Origin of the sequence: Saonia flava, from assembly GCF_011927795.1 — a bacterium.
GTDB lineage: Bacteria > Bacteroidota > Bacteroidia > Flavobacteriales > Flavobacteriaceae > Saonia > Saonia flava.
Map to the genome: position 1 here is coordinate 687752 of NZ_JAATJJ010000001.1, position 21358 is coordinate 709109.

General features: G+C 37.2%; 15 protein-coding genes and 1 tRNA gene. 6 read left to right on the top strand and 10 right to left on the bottom strand.

Going from position 1 to position 21358, the window contains the following annotated elements:
- Positions 1-99 precede the first annotated feature (99 nt).
- On the top strand, positions 100-660 hold the full coding sequence (locus tag GGR42_RS03175) for a YqgE/AlgH family protein (RefSeq protein WP_167960769.1): 561 nt from the start codon (positions 100-102) through the stop codon (positions 658-660).
- Here GGR42_RS03175 and GGR42_RS03180 read toward each other — a convergent pair.
- The gene (locus GGR42_RS03180) at positions 657-1502 is read right to left on the bottom strand and encodes an aminotransferase class IV (RefSeq protein ID WP_167960771.1); all 846 of its coding nucleotides are present in this window, start codon (positions 1500-1502) and stop codon (positions 657-659) included. The two genes, GGR42_RS03175 and GGR42_RS03180, sit on opposite strands and share 4 nt — an antisense overlap.
- Positions 1503-1555: 53 nt before the next feature.
- Positions 1556-1939 carry an START-like domain-containing protein gene (locus tag GGR42_RS03185; protein WP_167960773.1) on the bottom strand — a complete coding sequence of 128 codons (384 nt, stop codon included), beginning with the start codon at positions 1937-1939 and terminating at the stop codon, positions 1556-1558.
- A 136-nt stretch (positions 1940-2075) separates the two neighbouring features.
- Between GGR42_RS03185 and GGR42_RS03190 the strand changes: the two genes are divergently transcribed.
- Positions 2076-2149 (top strand) — tRNA-Met (locus tag GGR42_RS03190).
- A 52-nt stretch (positions 2150-2201) separates the two neighbouring features.
- Here the strand turns inward: GGR42_RS03190 and GGR42_RS03195 are convergent.
- From GGR42_RS03195 to GGR42_RS03230, 8 genes are all read right to left on the bottom strand, one after another.
- Positions 2202-3716, bottom strand: a complete 1515-nt coding sequence (locus tag GGR42_RS03195; RefSeq protein WP_167960775.1) for a DUF1593 domain-containing protein — start codon at positions 3714-3716, stop codon at positions 2202-2204.
- Between the two features lie 71 nt (positions 3717-3787).
- A complete protein-coding gene (locus GGR42_RS03200; protein WP_167960777.1) occupies positions 3788-4816 on the bottom strand; it encodes an alpha/beta hydrolase in 1029 nt (342 codons plus the stop codon).
- A 1-nt stretch (position 4817) separates the two neighbouring features.
- The gene (locus tag GGR42_RS03205; protein WP_167960779.1) at positions 4818-5126 is read right to left on the bottom strand and encodes an AtuA-related protein; all 309 of its coding nucleotides are present in this window, start codon (positions 5124-5126) and stop codon (positions 4818-4820) included.
- Complete coding sequence (locus GGR42_RS03210; RefSeq protein ID WP_167960781.1) at positions 5127-6476, bottom strand: acyclic terpene utilization AtuA family protein; 1350 nt, start codon at positions 6474-6476, stop codon at positions 5127-5129.
- Complete coding sequence (locus GGR42_RS03215; protein WP_167960783.1) at positions 6477-8021, bottom strand: carboxylesterase/lipase family protein; 1545 nt, start codon at positions 8019-8021, stop codon at positions 6477-6479. It abuts the gene before it with no gap.
- A 19-nt stretch (positions 8022-8040) separates the two neighbouring features.
- Positions 8041-9342 (bottom strand): CitMHS family transporter, encoded by a 1302-nt coding sequence (locus tag GGR42_RS03220; protein WP_167960785.1) that lies wholly within the window; start codon positions 9340-9342, stop codon positions 8041-8043.
- On the bottom strand, positions 9339-10967 hold the full coding sequence (locus tag GGR42_RS03225; RefSeq protein ID WP_167960787.1) for a carboxylesterase/lipase family protein: 1629 nt from the start codon (positions 10965-10967) through the stop codon (positions 9339-9341). Before GGR42_RS03225 ends, GGR42_RS03220 begins: the two co-directional genes overlap by 4 nt.
- Positions 10968-10996: 29 nt before the next feature.
- Complete coding sequence (locus GGR42_RS03230) at positions 10997-12682, bottom strand: sulfatase family protein (protein WP_167960789.1); 1686 nt, start codon at positions 12680-12682, stop codon at positions 10997-10999.
- A 143-nt stretch (positions 12683-12825) separates the two neighbouring features.
- Between GGR42_RS03230 and GGR42_RS03235 the strand changes: the two genes are divergently transcribed.
- From GGR42_RS03235 to GGR42_RS03250, 4 genes are all read left to right on the top strand, one after another.
- Entirely contained in the window at positions 12826-13545 is a 720-nt protein-coding gene (locus GGR42_RS03235) for an NUDIX hydrolase (protein ID WP_167960791.1), read from the top strand.
- 125 nt (positions 13546-13670) lie between these two features.
- Complete coding sequence (locus tag GGR42_RS03240) at positions 13671-17315, top strand: alpha-L-rhamnosidase (protein ID WP_167960793.1); 3645 nt, start codon at positions 13671-13673, stop codon at positions 17313-17315.
- A 19-nt stretch (positions 17316-17334) separates the two neighbouring features.
- Positions 17335-18942, top strand: coding sequence for a carboxylesterase/lipase family protein (locus GGR42_RS03245; RefSeq protein WP_167960795.1), 1608 nt, complete (start codon positions 17335-17337; stop codon positions 18940-18942).
- Between the two features lie 10 nt (positions 18943-18952).
- Positions 18953-21265 carry a glycoside hydrolase family 3 protein gene (locus GGR42_RS03250; protein WP_394352746.1) on the top strand — a complete coding sequence of 771 codons (2313 nt, stop codon included), beginning with the start codon at positions 18953-18955 and terminating at the stop codon, positions 21263-21265.
- The last annotated feature ends 93 nt before the right edge of the window (positions 21266-21358 follow it).

A 21358-nucleotide genomic window follows, 5' to 3' on the forward strand; every position in this document is an offset into this window, starting at 1 on the left:
TATAAAAAGCATTTCCCCAACAGGAAATGCTTTTTTGTTTAATATTCTTTGCCAATTATAAGATTTATCTTATTTTTAATTGTACCATAACTATACAACATGGACGGTCCTGAGCCTAAAAAAGGTGAACTTCTAATAGCTGAACCCACCCTAACGGGGGATGTTTCCTTTAATCGGTCAGTAGTTTTATTGGCGGAACATAATGACGAAGGCTCTATTGGGTTTATACTGAATAAACCTTTGGATTATGACATTAGTGATCTAATTAGTGAAATACATGTTCCTTTTCAAGTCTTCAATGGTGGTCCTGTAGAACAGGACAATCTTTATTTTATACATAATGTACCACATTTGATTGATGATAGTATTGAAATTTCAAATGGAATCTATTGGGGAGGAAATTTTGAAAAAGCCGTAGTTTTAATCAATAAGAAAATGATTACCGCTGATGATATCCGCTTTTTTTTGGGGTATTCTGGGTGGGATTCCCTTCAGTTACACCAAGAACTTTCTTCAAAATCTTGGGTAGTGGTACAAAATAAGTATAAAAGTAGTATTATACAGAAATCAACCAATGCCTTTTGGAAAGAAAAAATGATTGAATTGGGTGGTGATTATCTTTTATGGTCCAATGCTCCCGAAAATCCAAACCTTAACTAGTCTTCTTTAGCTATTTTATTTAGTTCATCCAGTAGTTTCGTGGCCACCGTACTATGGTATTCTTTTTTTCTATATTTGGTCACCGGTTGTATCCCTATAATACTATTTGTAACAAACAGTTCATCTGCTTTTTGAAGTTCAAAAGGAGAGATTGAGGTTTCTTCCAGTATTAATTCTTCATGTTTATCAATAATAGCAATAAGTTTTTTTCTAACTATCCCATTTAAGCAGCCATCCTTTTTGGGAGGGGTTTTAACAGTTTTTCCTTTAATAAGAAATACATTCCCGTTAAGGGCCTCTACCACCTGTTTGCTGCCGTTCAATAGTATACAATTGTCATAACCATTCTCTTTGGCATAAATACTCCCCACAACATTAATTGCCTTATTATTGGTCTTTAATGTGGAAAGCATATCTGCGTTGATAAAAAAATCTTTGAAGAGTTCTACTTCATATGATGAACCATCAATTCTAAACCTTCCATTTGCTAGTACATTTGCTTCTATGACATACGAAACATCGTTATCTTGGGGTAAATAAAGACCACCATTGTTTCGAAAGACAGTTAAACGTACGCGAGAAAATCCATCTGTTAAACCATTACCATCAACCGTCGCTGTAATTTGACTTTCTAGAAACTCCATGGTAAAACTCATAGGAATATTCATGCGCATAATTCGCATGGACGCCATTAGGCGCAAATAATGGTCTTCCCAAAAGGCAATACGCCCATTGATTACCCTTATACTTTCAAACAACGCATCGCCATACCTTAATCCCCTATTCAGATGATTTAGGTACAATGAATCTTTTGATATTATTTTTCCAGAAAAATTAACCATAAAAAAAGCCTTGAAAATGCAAGGCCAAAGATACTCTTATTCTATTTTAATTTTTAGGTTGACCCCAATACATGTTTTAAATCTGATATTTGGTTTGTCCATAACATTTTGGCCTCATCCAATTCATCTTCTTCGGCAAAATCAGAAATAAACAAGGAAACATCCTTAGTTATTTCGTCAACTATTATTTTCATTTCAAAAAAGCTATCATCTTCATTATCCACCCAAGTAAACCTTACAAACTCATCTGTTTTTCTTTTTAAAAGTTTTGCCTCTTCCTCTGAGCCATCCCAAATAAAACTAAAAAGCTCACCTCTAGAATTTACATTGTCTGCAAACCATTCCGACAAACCTGAGGGAGTAGATATATATTGATAAAGTAATTGCGGTGAAGATTGTATTACGAACTCAATTTCAAATTTTATTTTTTCACTCATTCTCTAAAACATTTTCCTATGGGCAATATATATATTTCTTTATGATTAAAAAATAAAACCCCAATAATAATTTAATCGCACTAATTTTGATGGAGCAAAAATTAAACTTTATATTTGCAGCCGTTTTAGAGTACGCGGCGAGGTAGCTCAGCTGGTTAGAGCGTCGGATTCATAACCCGGAGGCCGAGGGTTCAAGTCCCTCTCTCGCTACAAATGGAAAACCCAAGGTATGTCCTTGGGTTTTCTTTTTCTTTCAATATTACTACTCCCTCTTTACTATAACCCTTTGATATCGCGTTAAAGCAGGGAATCCGGCATCCGTACCTTCAACAATTACATGAAACTCCTCCCCTATTTTAGCATTTTCGGGCAATTGAACCATGACAGATTCTTCTTCGGTATTGTATGTAACAATTGCCGTTCCATCACCTGCTTCTGCATAGGGCCACACTTTAAAAGACACATCATGCCCATCTGGATCATCAAAGGCAAGATTCAGCGTGATTTTTTCACCGATAGTTGCTCTAATATTTGTTCCTTCGGCAACCTTAATCAGTGGAGCGTGGTTGGCCGCCTTAAATGATTTTATACACCAATCTGCACGGGCGGCAAAATCCATTTGCATAGATTTTATCCAGCGAGTTTGCGGATAACTGGTATCCATCTCACCGGTTTCCGGATTTAAATCCGAGGCAGCTTTACCATCCTCATAGCGAAAAGGGTTTTCTTTAGACTTTACAAAACGACCACTCCAGCCACCACGCGAAGGATTCTCGTAATTGGCCAAGCCCACATCAACTAAATGTAAAAAGGCAGGGGAATCACCCTCAGAGATAAAATCATATTTGGAAAAACTACCACGTTCTGTTTTTGTTATTTTTGAAATATCTCCCTCAAAATGGTTGGGATCACCCATTTGCTTTTGACCATCGCCATACGTGTAGTATTTTTTAAACAAGGGCCCATGGTTATTAATAATGTTAGGCCCCATAAAACTACCTTCCAAATAAGGTTGTTGGCTTTTGGGCACCACCATTTTCCATGGGTAAGCAAAGCACCAAAATTGATTGGCATTGTAAAAAACCCTAATCTCTGGCCAATTTGGGCCAATGTATTTATTGTAGGTGGCATCTTGATCCATAATAGTGTAGATTATCGCTTTTTTAGAAACCTTTTCCTTAATTGCTTTCCAGTTTCTTTTCTTGGAATAGTCTTCTTCAATGGATTTTAAGGCACGGGCAATGGTATTGGTACCTCCCCAAGCCTGCAAAAAGATTTCTCTCGTGTCATCGTCCAATAATTTTTGGGCAATCCATTCTGAACCCTCGGTGCGTTGATCCATTTCACCTTCAAAATCAATGTTACCCACCTTCACCAAATCCAATAAATCTTCAGCGGATGGATAATTTTTATCATGCAACAATAGATTGGGATGTACTTTTTTATATTCTGTCAACAATTCTTCTATCCAACTGGTTCCGGGCCAACGTAAATTGGTGATGTTTTCCCCGTAAATATTTCGAGTCATCTCCATTTCCGAAGTGAACTTGGTCCCCTTTCCATCTCCCTTCCAGTGCCACATGGAACTAGAATACACCAAACCTTCTGTATCAAACTCATTGGTATACATAAGATAACGGATAAACGTATCTACATCGTCTATTTCTCCATCTGTGGTAACAATAGTTCTAGGTTTATCGTTTTGTGGCTGCGCAATTGTAAACAAAGGTGTTATGAGTATAATTACTTGAACTGTGAGGCAAAAAATCTTTTTCATGTTAAAGTCATTTTCTATAACTGTTTTAATCTTAGGTTTTCTTTTGTAATTTCTGTTTAGACTATTATTCATTAAAATTCTAAATAAACATCAAAAAAAGGAAGCACTTGCTGGGGAATACGACCTTCTTTGGTATAAATATCACTAACATGTGTACCTATGTATTCTTCCGAAAAATGGGCAACTCCCACATTTTCCAACTGTTGACTAAACATTTTACATTGAATAGTAAAACGTTCGCCAGCATTCCTGCCCCAGTCTAATTTAATAGCCTTTAACTTTTTTAGATTGTCAATATAGTCCGGTACCATATATAATGGCATGTTTTTATGCCATTTTTTCAACACTTCTTGATTCACTTTTAACTGTTCATTATCGTATTCAAAAGGAAGGTCACAATAAAAGGGTGGTTTATTGGAGTTTGGTGACCAAGAACGTCCAAAAGCCATCATAACCTTACCAAAATAAGTCTTAGAAAGACCTTCTAGAGTATTTATTTCAGAAAGCTCTTTAAAGGTGTTGCTGTTAGGTCCATATTCACGAACAATAGCCAAAGCACCGGGACTTATTGCATAAACGGTCCCAAACACCTCAGGGTATTTCATTGCTATTTTTAAGGCTCCGTAGCCACCCATACTGTGCCCAGTGATACCACGACTTTCCTTTTTAGCAAGAGTTCGATAATTTTTATCTACATGATTTACAACATCAAAAACAGTAAAATCTTCCCAATTACCAAAAACACCTGAATTAGAATAAAAACTTCCGTCATAAGTAGTTTTTTGGTCCGACATAACCATAATAAAAGGATCAATTTTATTTTCTACAATGGCATAATCCAATATGCCCTGCATTTGTGTTAATAATTTATCGTCAGTAAGAAAACCATGCAAAAAATAGATGACAGGATATTTTTTATCTGATTTTCCATAATTTGGAGGCAAATACACTGAGACAGAACGTTTAGGATTTTCCCCGAATTTATTTTCTAAATTTTTTGAATAAATAGAATCAATTACAACTTTTCCCTTGTCAATTGTTTGGCCATGAGCCAAAACACAAACACTTATCATTAAAGAGAATACTATTATTTTTTTCATATTATTTGGTTTTAATGGACATATCCATTAAATGTCCCCCTAAAGATTTACCATGTTTGTCCAAAGCTAAAGAACGTGTTACTCCTCCTCCTAATGCATCATACAAGACAAAATTAAGAGCTGAAATATTTGGCAACTCATACCTAATAATTTCACCTTTAACCACTTCCGAAAAATGTTTTTTTACTTTTTCCACGGTTACTTCTTTAAGTAACAATGAATAATCCTTGTCGTGATAAGCAACAACTGAAATATTGGCAATATTTCCCTTGTCCCCTGTTCTGGAATGTGCTATTTCCCTTAATTTCATTTAGAGAGATTTATAATGGACTTCTGGTTGAACTAATGTTTCCTTTATTAATATGGATTGTATGGCCACAACTTTTTGGACATTTTTAAAAACTCCTCCACCACCTGCAGGCCCGTTGGTATATAGTGCCTCTACTTCATTCCCAATTTTAATAGCCTCTTTTCTTGTTGATGTCCTCGCAGCCACTCGTACTCTTATTTCATAGGGATTTATATCTAATTTAGTATTCCCATATAGGGAATTTTGCCCAATACAATCAAAACGCACCTCTTTTACCTCTGGCAAATATGTAGAAATTCTAGTTTTAAGAATGGATATTGCCAATTGCGCTCTTTCAATGGCCCCAGGTCCTCCGTAACTAATTTGGCCTTCTCCTATAAAACCATCTTCATAGCCAATAGATACTTTTAATTTGCCCGTTTTCTCCTTACCCTTACCTCCTATTACTTCAATTTTATTCTTTTCAACTTCCTTAAAAGTGACTTCACTAAAATCAGCAATTACATCGGGCGTTAGATAATTTTTAGGGTCATGAATTTCGTACAACAATTGTTCTTTACAGGTTGCTGTAGTAACCATTCCACCAGCATTGGGTAATTTGGAAATAGTAAAACTTCCTTGGGAGGTTACTTCAGCAATGGGGAAACCAAGGTTGGCCAAATCTGGAACATCTTTATAACCTGGATCAGCAAAATACCCCCCGGTAATGTGCCCTCCACACTCCATTAAATGACCTAAAATTGTGCCTTTTCCAAGGAGTTCATAATCATTAAAAGACCAACTAAATTCGTACACGAGGGGTGCAATAAAAAGGGAAGGGTCTGAAAACCTTCCAGTAATTACAATATCTGCTCCATTTTCTAGAGCTTCTACCGCAGCACTTGCCCCAATGTAGGCATTGGCGGAAATAATGGAATTCCCCAAAGAGGACATGGTTTTTTTAGTTTCTAAAAGCTCATAATCATTCTTTTGCACAAAAGTTAAAACCTCATCTCCTGTTATGGCGGCCACTTTTAACTTTTTCAGTCCCAAATTTTTCGCTACTTCTATTACCTTTTCCATGGCCGAAACAGGATTTGCAGCACCCATATTTGTTATGATTTTAACCCCATTTTGTATACACGCAGGAAGACACATATACATACGCTCTTCCAATAAGGGATCATAACCCATTTTTGGATTCAATGATTTTCTTTGTTGCGCCAGAGCTATGGTACGTTCTGCCAAACATTCAAAAACCAAATAATCCAATTCCCCTTTCTTGGCAAGTTGCAATGCTGGTTCTATTCGGTCACCAGAATATCCGGCACCCGAACCGATTCTAATTTTTTTATTCTTCTTATCAATCATTTAATCTTTCTCTATACTTCTATAATAAGAATCCCATACCTTCATTTTTCCTAAATCGGGCAATTGCTTTGTCTCAATTCTTTTGTCTATAATTACGACCTTGTTATTTATTGAATTATAAGCATTCCAAATAGGTAAGTTTTTTCCATTTGGATTACCATATTTGACAAAATTGGTCCAATAGGTTGACATTGTATTGGCAATTTTATAATCTATTTTTTCCCAAGGCCTATCAGATGTATTCAAATTATCGTAGGCATATACTATCTCACTAGAATGAAAGGCCCCAAAATTTGTACTTTCATCATAAAAAGGAAGATTCCTATTAAAATTATAAAGGTAAACTTTTGAACTACCTGTAGTGCTTTGCATACCAGCCCAAGTATATACCTGTAAACCAAATGTTTCGTCTCTACCTAAATGCTTTTGGGCAATACTTGCTTCTTTATCCGAATCACCTGGATATTGCTCTAAGAAAGTATCTGCCATACCTCCAAAACGAGATATCATCCATGCTTTATAGTCAGCTGAAGATCTATTTCCACTACCTACAAGATCATCTTTATTCCATCCCATAAGCATAGGTACATCATTCTGTATTCCTTCTTTATAGGTATTGTATATACTTTTAGGAATTATATATCCATCTATAACGGGCCAAGAAGTTCCGCCAGACTGTGCTAATAACTCCTCCGCACTCATTTTTCTAAGTTCTTTCAAAGAATTTACCTTCAATTCATTGGCGTATTCCAAACCTGTTGTTTCAGCACTGGCCAAATTCTGTTTTGGTCTATTGGGTTGTGTTCTAAAGCTTCCACCACTTTCAGCAATAGCTTTATGAAAGAGACCTTTTGCCAATGGAGAGGTAGTTAAATAATTTACAGCAAAAGCACCAGCCGATTGGCCGGCAATTGTTACGTTGTTAGGGTCTCCTCCAAAGGCACTAATATTACCCTTTACCCACTTTAATGCCGCAATCATATCTAACAGAGCATAATTCCCAGAAGATTTATTTTTAGACTCTGCAGTTAACTCTGGATGAGCCATAAATCCAAAAACGCCAACACGGTAATTAATACTAACAAATACTACGTCTTTTTTTGCAGTAGACGTACCATCATATATAGGGCATCCGCTACCTCCACTTCTAAATCCACCACCATATATATAAACCAATACAGGTTTTTTAACTTCTTTTTTTATTGATTTTGTCCACACATTCAAATAAAGGCAATCTTCACTTATAGGAGCTTCTGGAATAAGATATTCCTTAGGCCAAAACATAAAAGGGGTTGGTTTGGCCTGCATGGGGCTTGCCCCAAATTCATAACATTTCTTAATGTCCTTCCACGGTTTTTTGGGAATAGGAGCTTTCCATCTCAATTCATTTATAGGAGGTTCGGCATAGGGAATACCCTTAAAAACCTTAATGTTTTCTTGAAGCAGAACACCTTCTACTTTTCCTGAGTTCGTCTCCACTATGGGGCCCTGGGCGATTAAAAACATAGGAGTTAATATCCATACTAATAATATGTATTTATTCATATTGTACTTCTTTTCTAGGTTAAATGGGTATTACTCCAATTAAAATAGCAACCAAAGCCATTACAATAGTAGTTGCAAAGGCATATTTAAAAGTGAAGCGCTGGTGCTCTGCCAAATCTACTTTTGCCAATCCAATTAAAAGAAATGTAGTTGCCGTAAGCGGGCTCAGTGGGAATCCTGTAGTCATTTGACCTAAAATAGCGGCTTGTCCCACACTTATTTGTGCCACTCCCATTTGCCCTGCTACCTCGGCTATTACAGGTAAAAAGCCAAAATAAAAGGAATCTGGATCAAATACCATACTCAATGGCATACCTGCAACTGCCATTATAACGGGTATTTGCTGTCCCGCACTTTGGGGTATTACATTGGCTGCGGCATTTGCCATTTCCGAAATCATTCCGGATTCCTTCATAATACCCGTAAAAACACCTGCTGCCAACAAAATACTTGCCATTAACAATGAAGCCTTGGCATGCGCATCTATTCGCTTTTTCTGCTCTGAAAGACTTGAATAATTTACGGTTAAAGCGATAATTGCTCCAAGCATAAATACTAATGCAGGAGCTATTTTTCCAGAAACCAACGTGGTAATTACCAGTATCGTCAAAGTAATATTAAACCAAAATAAATTTGGTCTACGTAATTGACGCTCTTTATACGAAAGTTCCCTTGAGTAATGTTCATTTACATGTTTCGAAGAATCAATTTTTAACCTTTTTGCTTCTTTTTTTCCCAAATACCAAGCTACCAGAATCACAAACAATAGCCCAAACAACTGAGGTATCATAACTGGTGTGTATAAATCTGTAATTTCAACTTGCAATGCAGTTGCTGCTCTAATTGTAGGCCCCCCCCAGGGTACCAAATTCATAGTTCCTGCCCCCAAAGCTACAACACAAGCCAATACTCTACGATCCATTTGAAGTTTCTCAAACAACGGCAACATAGCAGGTATGGCAATCAAAAAAGTTACTGCTCCAGAACCATCTAAATGTACAATCATTGCAAGAACCGCCGTGCCTATTGTTATTTTGGAGGGATTGTGCCCCACTAATCTTAGAATAGTATTAATAATGGGATCAAACATGCCTGCGTCTGTAAGAACACCAAAAAAAAGTATGGCGAACACAAACATGGCAACCACAGGTGCAATGTTCTTAATACCTTCCACTGCAAATGTTGCAGTTTCCAAACCAAATCCCGCTAGTAATGACCCTGCAATGGGGACCAAAATTAAAGCAGTTAAGGCGCTCACCTTTTTAGAAAGGATGAGCGCCAGTAAAAGTATTGTTATTCCTAATCCCGTATAGAGAATCAATTTTTAAAAGCTTTATCCAAAAACTCATACCGAGCATCATTCGTTGCTTTAATCTGCTTGCTTTGAGTATCTATTATCATTACAGGAGGCATTTTATCTTTTGCTTTTGCAGCATCCCATTGAGGGAGACCATCCATATTTGGATTTCCAGTTTTTATAAAGTTTGCAAAATAATTGGACATGTCTTCAGATACTTTAAAATCATCTTCTGTCCATGCATAATCGTCCACTAAATGAAGGTTGCCCATACAATATTCAATTTCACAAGCATGTGGTGCTCCCACAGGTTCTGGAGCTTTAGGGGCATCTTCACTCTTTTTGACCGTCCCTCCAGCAAGTCCCGAAGCTAACGTATTGTCTCTCAATGGAGGTCGCTTTTTGCTATATAGATAGCGATAAACAGGTTGGTCGCTATGTTTTCTATGAAGATCAAACCATTTCCACGTACTGTAAGCAATAAATCTATCTGAAGATAAAGCAGTCGCGGATAATTCAATTTCCTTTTCTGTACCGGAAGGATACAATTCAAGAACCCTATTATATTCCTTAGGGTAAGCCTCCTTTACTTTGTTTTCATAATTCTCTTTTGTATAAGGGCCTTGAGTAAATGCCATTCCAGGAATTTCGGCCGAGTTCCATCCCAATAACAACGGTACCATAGCTTGTTCTTTGCTTTCAAAAATTTCGGTTAAGGTTTTAGGCAAGAAATAACCATCTAAAACTGCTGGAAAACCAAACCTTTTGCTTTCATTATAGATTTCATAAACATCCCTTGTGCTTAATTTTCTTAAATCTGCTATTGAGTTGTAACCTGCTTTTAATGCAAATTCCACTCCTAATTTCTCTGCTTCTTCCAGAGATACGGGAGCCATTGTAGGGTTTATACCTGCTCCGCTTTCACCAATTGCCCCAGCTATTAAATTCTTGGAAAGAGGGGAAGCCATTTGTTGGCTTACGCCTATTGACCCAGCTGACTCACCGGCGATGGTCACTTTGTTGGGATCACCCCCAAAAGCAGCTATATTTTTTTGCACCCATTTTAATGCCGCATTCTGATCTAACAGACCATAATTGCCAGAACCTTTATAGGAAGTCTCTGCACTTAAATCTGGATGTGCCAAAAAGCCAAACACATTTAGTCTATAATTTACCGTTACAGCTACAATGCCTTTCTTGGCCATACTTTCACCATCATATCTATATTCTGAGGCATCTCCAGCAACATTGCCCCCTCCAAAGAAGTAAACCAAAACTGGCAAATCTTTTGTATTTCTTTTAGCTGGAGTCCATATATTTAAATACAGACAATCTTCACTTACACCATTGGAGCGGGATTTCATATCACCAAAAACCATAGTTTGCATGGGTCTAGGTCCAAAAGCTTTTGTTTCTTTTACACCACTCCAATTATCCATTGGCTGAGGTGCTTTCCATCGTAAATCCCCTACAGGTGGCTTAGCAAAAGGTACACCAAAATAGGTTTGTATTCCTGTATGGGTACTGTAGTTTCCCTCGATTATCCCATTCTCTGTTTTCGCCTGAACAGGAAACGAATTTAAATTCTGGGCATTTGTTTTGTAATACGCCATTAGTGTTAAAACACTACATACTATTAATTTCTTCATTCTGTATAAATATTAATTCTTCTTTTTGATTAGTTATTAGTTTTGTTTCTTTTCTGTATAATTTCTTGCAGTTTTTCTTCATTTACCCCAAAAATTCCGTTCTTTCCCACATCATTCATAAACTCATTGATATACTGCTGGTTTAGCTCATCACTATCTCCATATTTTGTGCGTATTTGCTCTAGTTCTTTATGAAGTTTTTTCCTTATGTCCACATAGGCGGGATCATTATATACATTTGTGAGTTCCTTTGGATCCTTTAAACGATCTATAAGTTCCCAATGATCCATATCAAAATAGTAATGAATCAGTTTATACTCCTTGGTCACTATGGCATAATGTCTATTTACCATATGTTCTGCTGGATATTCATAGTAATGATAATACACAGATTTTCTATTCCAATCCTCCATTTTTCCTGTAAGAATGGGCACCAGACTTTCTCCCTGCATATCCGCTGGCTGTTCCACACCCGCAACATCTAAAAAAGTTTGGGCAAAATCCAAGTTCTGCACCATTTCATCAGATTTGGACCCTGCCTTCACTTTACCTGGCCATGCTACAAGCAAAGGGGTTTTAAAAGACTCATCATAGATAAATCTTTTATCAAACCACCCATGTTCCCCTAAATAAAATCCTTGGTCAGAAGTATAAACTATTATAGTATTCTCCATCAAATTATTTGTTTCAAGATAATCCAAGAGCCTTCCCACATTTTCATCCACAGCCTTGATTGTCCCCAAATAATCCTGCATATATCTTTGATATCGCCACTTCATCAATTCTTCTTCACTCATCTTAGGGTAGGCTTCTTTAAATTCATCGTTTATTTTTTGGTAGGCATTTTTAAAATTTGCCATTTGTGTAGTGTCTAGGCGATCTTTAATACCAAAACTATATCTTAGTTTGTCTATGCCGATTTCAGGAAGTCCCATTGCATCAATGGTTTCAGGAAAAATTTTGGAGTCCCCCGTCCAGCTAAGATGTTTAAGAATACTCATTTCTGCCTCTTTCGCTGCAGGCCTTGATTTATAATCATCAAAAAGTGTTTCTGGTTCTGGAATTATTTTATTGGTAAACTCTTCCATATGGCGTTCCGCCATTACCCATGACCTATGTGGTGCTTTATGCAAATACATCAACATAAAGGGATCCTCTTCTTTACGTTCATTTTCAAGCCAATCAAGGGTCATATCCGTAATAATATCCGTTACATACCCTTTCACATTTATCTCCCCATCATTTTTTGTTATAAAATCCGGATTGTAGTAGGCACCTTGCCCCGGAAGAATTTTAAACTGATCAAAGCCTTTTGGGTTGTTTCCAAAATGGAGCTTGCCGAACATTGCTGTTTGATACCCTGAATTTTGTAGAATTTGAGGAAAGGTTACGTTGGTGGTATCAAATGGAAAGTGGTTATCTATTTTACCATTAATGTGGGAATGTTTTCCAGTTAAAATAACAGCTCTAGATGGTGCACAAATTGAATTTGTAACACTTGCATTGGTAAACAGCATACCCATTTCTGCAATTCGGTCAATGTTTGGTGTTTTTATTAGGCGGTTATCATAGGCCGATATCGCCTGATAGGCATGATCGTCGGACATAATGAATATAATATTGGGTCGCTTATTTGTTTTCTCTTCTTCTTTTGTTTGGCATCCTGAAAAAATAAATAGTATAACTAAGGGCAATACTGCTGAATATTTATTCATGGAAGAGTATGTTTAATTGGTTCGGTTTTTATCGTTATAAATTAACACAAATTTTTATTGTCTCAATTTATTACAATAATACTTTGTTTTCTTGAATTATTGTTCTTTATTTGAGAAAAAATCAGTTTTTGACTTAAAAAAATATGGATATCCCATCTAAAGAAGGCTTTCTTTCCAATATTGCATATGACTCTGTAATATTTGGTTTTTCAGGGAACACCTTAAAAATCTTAATTCTAGAATATCACAACACAGGTTTTTTTGCTTTGCCCGGTGGTTTTGTAAAAATAGATGAGGACTTAAATGATGCTGTGAAGAGAGGACTAAAAGAGCGAACAGGTCTTGACAAAATTTTTTTAGAGCAGTTCTATACTTTTGGAAAAACTTCCAGAAAAGATTCAGCTGCCATGGAGACCATTTTAAAAGCAAATGGTTTTAAAGTGGATAAGCAAAGTTGGCTTCTTGATCGTTTTATTTCTGTAGCATATTATGCGCTAATTAATTATGAAGATGTTTCTCCACAACCAGACGAACTTTCAGATTCCATAAACTGGTACCCCATTGATGAATTACCACCCCTAATTTTTGGTCATGATGAAATAGTTAAAAAAGCCATTCAAACTTTAAGGGACAATCTGGAAAGAAAATTGGTTGGAATCAACCTACTGCCGAGTAAGTTCACCATGAAGGAGCTCCAACAAGTGCATGAAGCTATTTTAAATAAAAAACTTCGAAGAACAACTTTTCAGCGTAAAATGTTGGGTATGGAAATATTGGAACGACATGAAAAACAATTTTCCGGAAAGGCCCACAAAGCCCCATATCTATATAGTTTTAATAAGGTTACTAGTGGGCAACAATGATTCAAAACCATATCAAAATATAATCCGATGAACATAACAGTGCGGAACGGTATAGTTAAGCCTTTTAAATAAACTTGTTATCTGGTATTTTCCAAGAAAACTTTATTAATGATAACACGATGTTGATGATAAAAACAAAAAACTACAAAGCGACAACCTATGCACTGTTTATAGTTTTGCTATTTCATAACCTTTTATGTTTTTCCCAAACAGAAATAGGCAATTTAAAAGTAGAGTATCAAAAAGAACCATTGGGAATTGATATTGAAAAACCTCAGTTCAGTTGGCAAATGATTGCGATTGATGAGGCCAGAAACCAGTATCAAACTGCTTATAGACTTGTTGTAAAAAGCGAGAATGACGAAATAGTGTGGGATACGGAGAATGTGATTTCCGATGAATCCCTGGCCATTCAATACAATGGAAAACCTTTAAAGTCATCAACACGATATAACTGGACTGTTTCTGTATGGAATCAAGACCAAAAAGAAATTAAATCCTCTTCTTGGTTTGAGACGGGCTTACTGAATCCAGATTCGAACCTATCAGCATGGAATGGAGCAAAATGGATTGGTGGCACTGCTGAAGATATACCATTTAACTCCCATTATTTATCCGTATTTAAAGTGCACTATGAACTTCAGCTTGATGAAAAATCCAAAAGTACCAAAGCGGCATTTGTTTTTGGAGGAAATGATTCTCGGTTAATGGATCACAACAAAAATATACAAGGTGTAGAGTCTAAGGTAAATGGAAATTATATTGCTTTTGAGTTGGATATTGAAAACATAGATGGTACACCAGAAGGTCTGGCCAAATTCAATGTGTATAGAGTAGGTTATGATAAGGCCGACACAAAAGATATTCCTTTTAGAAGTTTTGATATTCCACTTCAACTAATAAATATTGAAAACAAATATGCTTCACACGAATTTAATGTAGAATCTAATTTTGGCATTTTTGAAGTTTTCCTCAATGGCCAAAAGAATGAAAATAAAATAGTCAGAACAGAAAACCCTAGCCCTTCACCCTACGCCAATAATGGTATGAACTTAAATCCTGTAGGAAAAGGGAATGATTATATCTGTTTTCCTGTGGTGGGAGACATTGGATTTTCCATAGAAAAAAAGCAAAAGGCATATTTTACCAATTTTCAAATTAAAAATTATAGGAGTCCATCAAACAATTTATTCCTTGAAGAACTGGATGAAGACTACAAGGGTATTTTCAAAAACATTCCAATTAAAAATGAATCGTACTTTCTAGATGGCCGTAAAGAAGGGTTGCTTTTGCTAAAGAACCCAAGCAAAAATTCTACCCCCATACTTAGAACTACATTTTCAACAAACAATAAAAAGATCAGCAAAGCACGTTTGTATGTGACAGCAAGGGGTATTTATGAAATGTACCTAAATGGTGAAAGAATAAGTGAAGACTATTTTAATCCAGGACTTACACAGTACAACAAAACCCATATGTACCAAACCTATGATGTGACCAATAAAATACAGAACAACAGCTCCAATTCAATAGGCGCAATGTTGGGAGAAGGATGGTGGAGCGGAAATATCACCTACAGTGGAGAACATTGGAACTACTTTGGGGACAGGCAATCCTTATTGACCCAACTTATTATCACTTATGAGGATGGTAGCGAACAAATAGTTGTTTCCAAACCGAAAACATGGAACTATTTTAATAATGGGCCCATTGTTACAGGAAGTTATTTTCAGGGAGAAGTATATGATGCTAGAAAAGAGAAGGGTATAGAGGGTTGGGCAACCGCTGCATATGATGATCATTCGTGGAAATCCGCTGTAGAAATTCCAATTGAAGGTACTACCTTTTTGGAATCCAGTACAGACTTGTCTGGAACCCCAACAAATTTTAATTATGATGATTTACAATTGATCGGTCAGATTGGCAAGAATGTTCAAATTGTAAAAACATTGTCTGCGCAAAGTGTAGAAGAAGTGAGGCCGGGTGTTTTTGTTTATGATATGGGTCAAAATATGGTAGGATTCCCAAATATTTCCTTGGGAAAAGGGCAAAAAAATGATACAGTTACCTTGCGCTATGCGGAGGTGAAGTATCCCGACCTATCCGAATACAAGGATAATGTGGGGATGATTATGCTAGAAAATATTAGAGCAGCATTGACTCAAGACCTGTACATTAGAAAAGGTCAATTAAATGAAGTAATACAACCAATATTTACTTTTCACGGATATCGGTTTTTAGAAATTACGGGAATAAATGAACCCCTTCCCTTGGAAGCGGTTAAAGGAAAAGTGTTAAGTTCCATAAATGGGTTGGCGTCCAGTTATGAGACTTCTAATGAGCTGGTGAACAAACTTTGGGAAAATATAACCTGGTCTATGCGTGGCAACTTTCTTTCCATTCCCACAGATACTCCTGCAAGAAATGAACGTATGGGTTGGAGCGGGGATATTAATGTATTTTCCAAAGCCGCCACCTATATTGCAAATGCAAATCCTTTTCTTAAAAGACATATGATGGCCATGAGAGATATCCAGGCCAAGAATGGACGTTTTACAGATGTTGCACCAGTTGGTGGAGGTTTTGGAGGTACTTTGTGGGGAAGTGCAGGTATTATTGTAGCTTGGGAAACCTACCGGCAATATGGAGACAAGCAGCTTCTTAGGGAGCATTATCCTGCGATGAAAAAGTATATTGCGTTCTTGGCTTCTAAAGAAAATGAAGAAGGTGTTATAGAAGAAGGTCCCTTAGGCGATTGGCTAAGCCCAGAAGGAAAAAAGAATGACAATACCTTACTATGGAATGCCTATCAAGTATATGATTTGGAAATTGTATCTAAGATAGCTACGCTATTGGGGTATAGTGAAGATGCAATTAAGTTTAAAGAAGCCTACACTAAGCGCAAAGCATTTTTTAATAAAACCTATGTGCACCAAACTAGTAAGAAGACCATAGGTACAGGGAGGGAATCATTTAGTTTTGGACCTCCATTGCCAGCAGAAAAAAAGCCAAAACCTGGGGATTTAGTGGATAGTCAAGCATCCTATGCCATACCATTGGCACTAAATGTTGTGGATGATGGTAGCAAGGTCAAGTTTGCCGAGCATTTAGCCCATACCATTTCTAGAAAAAATATAGATGATAGTGGCATGGAAAGACCTGCCTATTCTCTAATGACAGGCTTTATAGGCACAGCATCTATTAGTGAGGCACTATCACAAAACAATTACAATGCCCATGCATACCGTTTATTGCAACAAGAACAATATCCATCATGGCTATATTCTGTGAAAAATGGCGCCACTACTATTTGGGAACGCCTAAATTCTTATACCGTTGAAAATGGTTTCGGAGGCAATAACAGCATGAATTCTTTTAATCACTATTCTTTTGGGGCGGTTGCTGCTTGGATGAACAATTATTCTTTAGGTATTCAACGACATGAAAAAAAACCCGCATTCAAAGAATTTATTCTACAGCCAACGCCAGACCCGGATGGTGTAATGACCTGGGCTAAAGGCCACTATGATTCTATGTATGGCACTATTAAAAGTGAGTGGAAACAAGTAGATGGTACATTGTACTATGTCGCAACGGTTCCAGCCAATACTAAAGCAACCCTTTATTTGCCATCAGACTCTTTAAAGAAAATTACAGAGAGTGGTAAAAAAGTAAAGAAAAGCAAAGGAGTTAAGTTTTTAGGTAAAGAGGAAGATAAACTTATTTTTCACCTAAAATCTGGCACTTATGAATTTGAAATAAAAAAGTAATTTAATTAAACTAACACCAATGAAAAAAGTAAATCTAGTAGTTATGCTTCTTGCTTGCATAACAAGTGTTTTTGCCCAAGAGGTAATAACAGGGAACAATGTAGCTGTGACCAATACCGAGTCCGGCAAAGTACGCGGATATATTCACAATGATATTTATACCTATAAAGGTATTCCATATGCACAAGCGGAACGTTTTACGGCTCCTTCAAAGCCTGCGCCATGGGAGGGTGTAAGAAGTTCAACCATGTATGGGCCAGTCGCACCATTATTAAGTCCTACAACTTCTATCCAGGATGAATCAGAATTTGTTTTTGACCATGATTGGGGGTATACAAATGAAGATTGCTTACGAGTAAATGTCTGGACCCCTGGGATAAATGACGGCAAAAAAAGACCTGTCCTGTTCTGGATTCACGGAGGTGGTTTTACAGCAGGCTCTAGCCAAGAACTTCCGTCATATGATGGAGAAAATTTAAGCAAAAAAGGAGATGTGGTCGTTGTATCCATAAACCATAGATTAAATGTGCTGGGCTTTCTAGATTTATCTGCCTACGGAGAAAAGTACAAGCATTCCGCAAACAACAGTATTTTGGATATGGTCGCTGCCCTAGAATGGGTAAAAACCAACATTTCCAACTTCGGTGGAGACCCCAACAATGTAACCATTTTTGGTCAATCAGGAGGAGGTGCCAAAGTAAATACATTAATGGCAATGCCAAAAGCCAGTGGACTGTTCCATAAGGCCATTAACCAAAGTGGAGCTTTTAGAAGCGGTATTTTAGAAAAAGAAGACACACAACGGATTGGAGCAGAGACTTTAGCTGCATTAAATTTGGATGCCTCACAGGTAGATAGTCTACAAACTATTCCTTTTGCCGAGCTATCTGCAGCAAGTAGCAAAGCCTTAGAGGTAGTGGCCGAAAAAATGAAAGCAGAAGGGAAACCAGTTATAGGCTTTGGTCTAAGTTGGGGACCAAGTAGAGACGGTAATGACCTTCCGTATCAAGTTAATTCAGAGGAGGCCTACGCTTTATCAAAACACATTCCTCTAATGATTGGAACGGTAAAGAACGAATTTGCTCCTTTTGCCAACATGCGGTTTTTAAATGCTAGCGAAGAAGAAATCATGGCTCATATTAAGAATCAATACAAAGAAAAGGCAGATGCCTATTTAAAAGCGGTTAAAAAGGCATATCCAAATGATACCGCACCCAAAGACTTATTGGATGTTGACACAACTTTTAGGCCTGGAGCAGTTGCACAAGCCAATACTAAATCTGCTTTAAAAGGAGGAGCTCCTGTATACATGTATTTATTTACTTGGCAATCACCGGTATTTAATGGCAAATACAAATCCCTTCATTGTATGGAATTACCTTTTGTATTTGACAATATTGAAAAGGCCAATAAGATGACTGGAGGTGGTAAAGAAGCTCATGTATTAGCAGGGAAGATGAGCCAAGCTTGGATAAATTTTGCAACAACAGGAAATCCAAATAATAGTAGTTTGCCAAATTGGCCAACCTATACAAGCAGTAATACGGCTACTATGCATTTTGATACTACTTGTGAAGTGAAGCCACAATTAGATAAAGAATTATTTGAAATAGTAAGTGGAAATTAAAAAAGTAAAAATGATGAATACAAGGAAGAGGCTAGGATTGTACGTAACGGTCATTAGTGGAGCACTACTAAGCAGTTGTGGAGAAAAATATACCGAAGAAGTAAAGGAAGAATACACCTTAGTAGTTAATAAGGGGGGTGAAAATTTAGGGTATCATCCAAGTTCAGGAGTTGCTTTACTAGTTGACAATGGTTTTGCTTTTAAGGATTTAAATAAAAATGGAAGTGTAGATGCCTATGAGGATTGGCGCCTATCTGCTGATGAAAGGGCCAAAGATTTGGCATCTCAAATGAGTATAGAGCAAATTGCTGGCCTCATGTTATATTCTGGCCATCAATCTATCCCTGCAAGGCCGCAGGGTTATTTCTCCGGCACTTACAATGGTGAACCTTATACAGAAGGAAAAACCGACCCATCCAATCTAACAGATCAGCAAAAAAAATTTATAGAGGAAGATAATTTGCGACATGTACTATTGACCACTGTTAAATCGCCAGAAATAGCAGCGAAATGGAATAATAAGTTGCAAATTTTTTGTGAGGGTATAGGTTTGGGAATACCGGCCAATAATAGTTCAGACCCTAGACATGGAACTATAGCCAGAATGGAATATGATGCGGCTGCAGGTGGAGCAATTTCCATGTGGCCCAGTTCATTGGGCATGGCAGCAACTTTTAATCCAGAACTGGTAGAACAATTTGGAAGGATTGCTTCAAAAGAATATAGGGCTTTGGGCATAACTACAGCATTATCGCCTCAAATTGACATTGCAACTGAACCAAGATGGGCAAGGTTTAATGGTACTTTTGGAGAAAGCCCTAAATTATCTGCAGCTATGGCACAGGCTTATACTGATGGTTTTCAGTCATCTGAAGATGGTGATTGGGGCTTTGAAAGTGTAAATGCAATGGTTAAGCATTGGCCTGGTGGAGGGTCTGGTGAAGCTGGTCGTGATGCACACTATGGTGCTGGCAAATTTGCAGTATATCCTGGAAATAATTTTGATGAACATATGGTGCCTTTTCTTGAAGGTGCATTTAAATTAAAAGGAGGTACAGGTAGCGCTTCTGCTGTAATGCCATATTATACCATTTCATGGAACCAAGATGTTAAAAATCATGAAAACGTAGGGAATGGATATAATAAATACATAATTACAGATTTACTTCGTGACAAGTATGGCTATGATGGTGTGGTATGTACGGACTGGAGCGTAACTCACGAACACACGGTAATGGATAATTTTATAGATGGAAAACCTTGGGGGTTAGAAACTATGACCGAAGCAGAATTGCATTACAAAGCCTTAATGGCGGGAGTAGATCAATTTGGCGGTAACAATGATGCAAAACCCATATTGGATGCCTATCAAATGGGTATAGAAGAGCATGGAGAAGAAGCTATGAGGGCGAGAATGGAAGTATCTGCAGTTAGACTTTTAAAGAACATTTTCAGGGTTGGCGTTTTTGAGAATCCGTATGTGCTACCTGCTGAAACTAAAGAGTTTGTGGGGCAACCATCCTTTATGAAAGCCGGTTTTGATGCTCAAGTTGCATCTATAGTCATGCTAAAGAATGCTGAAAATGCACTCCCAGTTCAAGACAAAAAAACAGTCTATGTTCCAAAAAGATATGTCCCTGCCAGTAGAAACTTCTTGGGTATGGAAACACCCGAATCTACGGACTACCCAGTAAATATGGAACTAGTAAAAAAATATTTTAATGTTACCGATAGCCCTGAGAGTGCCGATATTGCATTAGTTTTTATACAAAGTCCTTCTTCTGGAATTGGTTACAGTAAGACAGATTTAGATGCAGGAGGAAATGGTTATTTCCCAATAAGCCTTCAATATGGTGATTATACTGCAACAGAAGCCAGAGAAGTTAGTATTGCCGGAGGAGATCCCCTAGAGGATTTTACAAATAGAGGTTATAAGAATAAATCCATTTCAACACATAACGCAACAGATGCAGAATTGGTACTAACCACCAAGAAAGTGATGAAAGACAAACCTGTGTTGACGATTATCAATACAACCAATCCTATGGTTTTTTCTGAAATTGAACCATATTCTGATGCTATATTGTTAAGTTATGGAGTTCAGGACCAGGCACTTTTAGAGGTTATTGCTGGTAAAGCAGAGCCATCTGCCTTACTGCCCATGCAAATGCCAGCAGATATGGTTACGGTAGAAAAGCAATTTGAAGATGTGCCTTTTGATATGACGCCCTATACGGATTCAGCAGGAAACACATATGATTTTGGCTTTGGAATGAACTGGAATGGGATAATTTCTGATGAGAGAACAACAAAATTTAACTAAAATATAGGGTAACAGATTAAACCTTTTTTTAAATAAGGCGTCTAAAAGAATGTGTCTTTTAGACGCCTTTATCCTACACTTTTAATGAGAATG